Annotated in this window: 6 protein-coding genes; all 6 read right to left on the bottom strand. The window is 78.6% G+C overall.

All coding sequences use genetic code 11. From position 1 onward, the window contains the following. Positions 1 to 49: 49 nt before the first annotated feature. Entirely contained in the window at positions 50 to 469 is a 420-nt protein-coding gene (locus E1264_RS40735; protein ID WP_207936898.1) for a hypothetical protein, read from the bottom strand. A 56-nt stretch (positions 470 to 525) separates the two neighbouring features. Next, positions 526 to 1659 (bottom strand): molybdopterin-dependent oxidoreductase, encoded by a 1134-nt coding sequence (locus E1264_RS40730; RefSeq protein ID WP_132182619.1) that lies wholly within the window; start codon positions 1657 to 1659, stop codon positions 526 to 528. Then, complete coding sequence (locus tag E1264_RS40725; protein ID WP_132182617.1) at positions 1629 to 2252, bottom strand: methyltransferase domain-containing protein; 624 nt, start codon at positions 2250 to 2252, stop codon at positions 1629 to 1631. Before E1264_RS40725 ends, E1264_RS40730 begins: the two co-directional genes overlap by 31 nt. Further along, a complete protein-coding gene (locus tag E1264_RS40720; protein ID WP_132182615.1) occupies positions 2249 to 2917 on the bottom strand; it encodes a TIGR04282 family arsenosugar biosynthesis glycosyltransferase in 669 nt (222 codons plus the stop codon). The genes E1264_RS40725 and E1264_RS40720 overlap by 4 nt, the downstream gene beginning before the upstream one ends. Beyond that, positions 2914 to 3612, bottom strand: coding sequence for a glycosyltransferase family 2 protein (locus tag E1264_RS40715; protein WP_207936896.1), 699 nt, complete (start codon positions 3610 to 3612; stop codon positions 2914 to 2916). The genes E1264_RS40720 and E1264_RS40715 overlap by 4 nt, the downstream gene beginning before the upstream one ends. 37 nt (positions 3613 to 3649) lie before the next feature. Continuing rightward, positions 3650 to 4245: NAD-dependent epimerase/dehydratase family protein (locus E1264_RS40710; protein ID WP_132182613.1), on the bottom strand; the 596-nt coding region annotated here is incomplete at its 5' end.

Below are 4245 nucleotides of genomic sequence, written 5' to 3'. Positions count from 1 at the left end.
CGGCGGCCCCGCGCCGCCTCGGGGGCGTGCTCGCGCGTGCCGGTGAGGGTCACGTCCGCTCCTTCCGCCCCGCGCGGCGGGCGGTGTGCGCGCGGACCGCGACGGCCACGGCCGCGACGACGGTGATCAGCGCCAGGACGATCGCGAGGTTGCGGCCGTAGGGCAGCGGCAGCCGGGACGGCTCGTCCGCGCGGCGCCCGTACCCGAGCACCAGCGGCAGCGCGACCGCGCACACGCAGCCCGCGACGATCAGCGCCGCCCGCACGATCCGGCGGTAGGCGGCGGGCACCCGGCTCGTGGCCGCCCCGGCCGCCAGCACCAGCGGGACCAGCACCCCGTCGTGCAGGACCGCCGCGCCCGCGAACCACGCGAGCCACACGACCGCGTCGGCGTGCGCGAGGTGGACGAGGACGCCGCGCACGCCGACCACGATCAGCGCCGCCCCCGCCCCGTAGACGGCGACCTTCACGGCACCTCCCGCCACAGGACGGGTCTTCACGGGGCGGGTCTTCGCGGGGCCGGTGTTCACAGGACCACCAGCCGGTGCACCCATTTGGTCTGCAGGACCCCGGGCCGGTTCGGCGCGATCAGGCGGCACGGGTATCCGTGGTCGAGGTCGAGCGGCCCGCCGTTCAGGTCGAGGGCGAGGAGGGTGAGCGGGTCGTGCCAGTGCCCGGGGTCGAGGTGGGAGGTGCGGTAGAGCCCCGAGGTCTGCAGCGACTCCACCCGCACCCGGGCGGTGTCGCCGGCGCCGGCGAGGGCGAGCAGGTCCCGCAGCCGCACGCCGCGCCAGTCGGCGCCGGCGCTCCACCCCTCCACGCACGCGATCGGCAGCCGCGCCGGGTGCTGCGGGAGGGCGCGCAGGCCGTCCAGGGTGAGGGTGAGGTCGCGGCGGACGCGGCCGGTGACCGTCAGCCGCCAGCCCGGGTCGCGGGCGGCGGCGCTCACCCCGGCGGCGGCCGCGGACTTGTTGACCGGCAGGCCCTGCGGCCCGGTCCCGGGGCGGCGCGGCGCCAGCACCGCCAGCCGCGCGAGCGGCGAGAACGCCTCCCCCACCGTCACGGCCGTGATCACGCCGCCCGCGCCGGCGACGGTGAGCAGGAACGCGCGGCGCCCGACCGCGTCCTGCGGACGGGTCATCACCGTGCGCCGCACCTTGGACCATTCGTCGGCGGCGTGGATCAGCAGCGCCCCGGCGACGATGTAGGCGGTCCAGTAGTGCGCGGTGGTGAACAGGAACGGGAACGCATACCAGTACCCGATGTTCAGCACCCCGGTCACGAACTGGAACAGCGCCCCGCCGACCAGCACGAACACCAGCAGCCGCCGTACCGCGTGCGCGGCGGAGCGGACCGGCGGCCACTGCCACAGCCTCGGGTAGACGGTCCAGAGCTTGGCCAGCAGCAGCGGCACGGTCGCCAGCCCGCCGATGACGTGGACGCCCTGCGTCACCCGGTACAGGTTCACCGGCCGCGACGGCCACTGCGCCCAGCCGGGCGGGTGCTGCATGAAGTGGGAGACCAGCCCGGTCGCGAACGCCGACAGGACGCTGACGCCCAGCGCCATGCCCAGCCACGCCGCGACCCGCTCGTCGTGCAGCCGGCTGGTGAACCGCCCCGGCAGGCGCGTCAGCGCCGCGGGCACAGCGCGACGAACCATCGGCCCGCCTCCTCCCACACCTCGGTCACGGCCGCTCCGCACGCCGCGGCGAGCCCGGCGGCGGCGTCGGCGGACACGTGCGCCCAGGCGAACCACTCGCCGACCGCGCGGCCCGACCGCAGCCGCAGCGGCTCGACGCGCGACGCGGCGCCGGGCGGGTCGACCTCGGCCAGGACCCGCCCGCCGGGCGCCGGGAGCGCCAGGACGCGGCGCAGCAGCGCGGCCGGGTCGCCGCCGATGCCGATGTTGCCGTCGGCGAGCAGGACGGTGCGCCAGCGTCCGGCGCCGGGGACGCGGCCGAACACGTCCCGGCACAGCGCGGGCCCGCCCGCCGCGAGGGTCAGCGCGACCGCGGCGGGCGCGAGGTCGATGCCCAGCACCGGGACGCCGCGGCGGGCGAGCGCGGCGGTGAGGCGGCCGGGCCCGGACCCGACGTCCAGGGTCGCGCCGTCGCAGCGGGCCAGCAGCCCGCCGTCGCCGGGCCGGGCGGCGAGCCAGTCCTGGACGGGCAGCGGGCGGCGGCGCCCGTCGGCGTGCTCGATCTCGACGGGCGCGCGGCCCCGCAGCGCGTCCTCGTACAGTGCGCCGATCATGCCGGGACGGTCCTGACGCCGAGCGCCCGCACCGCCGCCGCGAACCGGCCGGACGGCGCCTGGGCGGCGACGGCCGCGGCGTCGGCGGGGGTGTCGACGTCGGTGAGCTCGGGCAGCCGCGCGACCTTCAGCCCGGCGGCGCGCAGCCGCGCCAGCTGCGCCGCGCCGGTGCCGGGCCGCGACATCGGGACGCCGCGCAGCAGCGCCGGGTCGGGGCGCCGCAGCCCGAGCAGCCAGAACCCGCCGTCGGCGGCGGGGCCGAACACCGCGCCGTGCCGCGCCAGCGCCCGCCCGGCGGCGGCGAGCAGCGCGGGGGTGACCTGCGGGGTGTCCATGCCGATCAGGACCAGCGGGCGGCCGTCGTAGGCGTCGGTGAACGCGCCGGCCAGGCGCTCGTCCAGGCCGCCGGGGCGCTGCGCGGTCACGGTGAACCCGGCGGGCAGCCACGGGCCGGGCGTCCCGTCCAGCGCGAGGGTGCGGCGCCCGGCCGGGGCGGCGGCGACGGCGGTGAGGGTGTCGCGCAGCGCGGCCTCGGCGAGCACGGCGGCCTCGGCGGGGGTGTAGGCGGGTGTCAGGCGGGTCTTGACGCGCCCGGGCACCGGCTGCTTGGCGATCACGATCAGATCGGCGTCCGGGCCGCCTGCGCTCGTCCGGGCCGCGCTCATCGTGCGACCTCCGCCAGGACGCGGCGCATGTCGCGGACGGCGCGGACCGTCCCGCCGAGCGTGCCGGTGACCTTTGAGGTCCCGGTGCGGGGGCGGTAGGCGACGTCGATCTCGCCGATCCGCCAGCCGGCGCGGGCGGCGCGCAGCACCATCTCCAGCGGGTAGCCGAACCGGCGGTCGGTCAGCCCGAGCGCGAGGAGCGCGTCGCGGCGGGCGGCGCGCATCGGCCCGAGGTCGTGCAGGCGGGTGCCGGCGCGCCGGTTCAGGGACCGGGCCAGGACGGCGTTGCCGAGCCGCGCGTGCGGCGGCCACGCGCCCCGCCCCGACGGCCGCCGCCTCCCCAGCACCAGCCCCGGCACGGGCCCCGGGCCGCCCGCCGGGCCCGGCGGGCCTGCGGTGTGGAGGGCGTCGAGCGCGGCGGTCAGGCGGGGCAGCTCGGCCGGGTCCAGCGACGCGTCGGCGTCCATCACGCAGACGACGTCGGTGCGGGCGGCCAGCAGCCCCCGGTGGCAGGCGGCGCCGAAGCCGCGCTCGGGCGCGTGGACGACGCGCGCGCCGTGGTCGGCGGCGACGCGCGCGGATCCGTCGGTGGAGGCGTTGTCGACCACCAGCGGGCGGAACCCGCGGGGCATCCGGGACAGCACCCAGGGCAGCGCCTCGGCCTCGTCGAGGCACGGGAGAACCACATCGATCACGGCACTGACGCTACTCTCGGTGACGGCCGGGGAACCCTTACGAACTGGTGACGCGCCGCCGGGCGAACTCCTCCATCCCGTCGGCGAACGGCACCGCGGCGGAAAAGCCCAGCTCGCGGCGGGCGCGGTCGGGGCGCGCGACGATGTGCCGGACGTCGCCGAGCCGGTAACCGCCGGTGACCTGCGGTGCGGGCCCGCCGAACGCGTCCGACAGCGCGGCGGCCATGTCCCCGACGGTGCGCGGCGTCCCGCTGGCGATGTTGTAGGCGCGCAGCCCGGGGGCGGGCGGTCGCGGGCCGGTGGCGGCGGCGTGTTCCAGCGCCAGGACGTTGGCGCGGGCGACGTCGCGGACGTGGACGAAGTCGCGGCGCTGCCCGCCGTCCTCGAACACCAGCGGCGCCAGCCCGCTCTCCAGCCGCGACCGGAAGATCGCCGCGACGCCCGCGTACGGGGTGTCGCGCGGCATCCGCGGCCCGTACACGTTGTGGTACCGCAGCGCCGCGACGGTCCCGCCGGTCGCCCGCGCCCACGACGCGGCCAGGTGCTCCTGGGCGAGTTTGGTGTCGGCGTAGACGTTGCGCGGGTCGGGCGGGGCGTCCTCGGCGACGGCGGCGGGGTCGAGGGTCGTGCCGT

The organism is Actinomadura sp. KC216, assembly GCF_004348535.1.
Lineage (GTDB): Bacteria > Actinomycetota > Actinomycetes > Streptosporangiales > Streptosporangiaceae > Spirillospora.
Note: the sequence above shows the minus strand (reverse complement) of the source record. Positions and strands in the feature narration are given on the sequence as shown.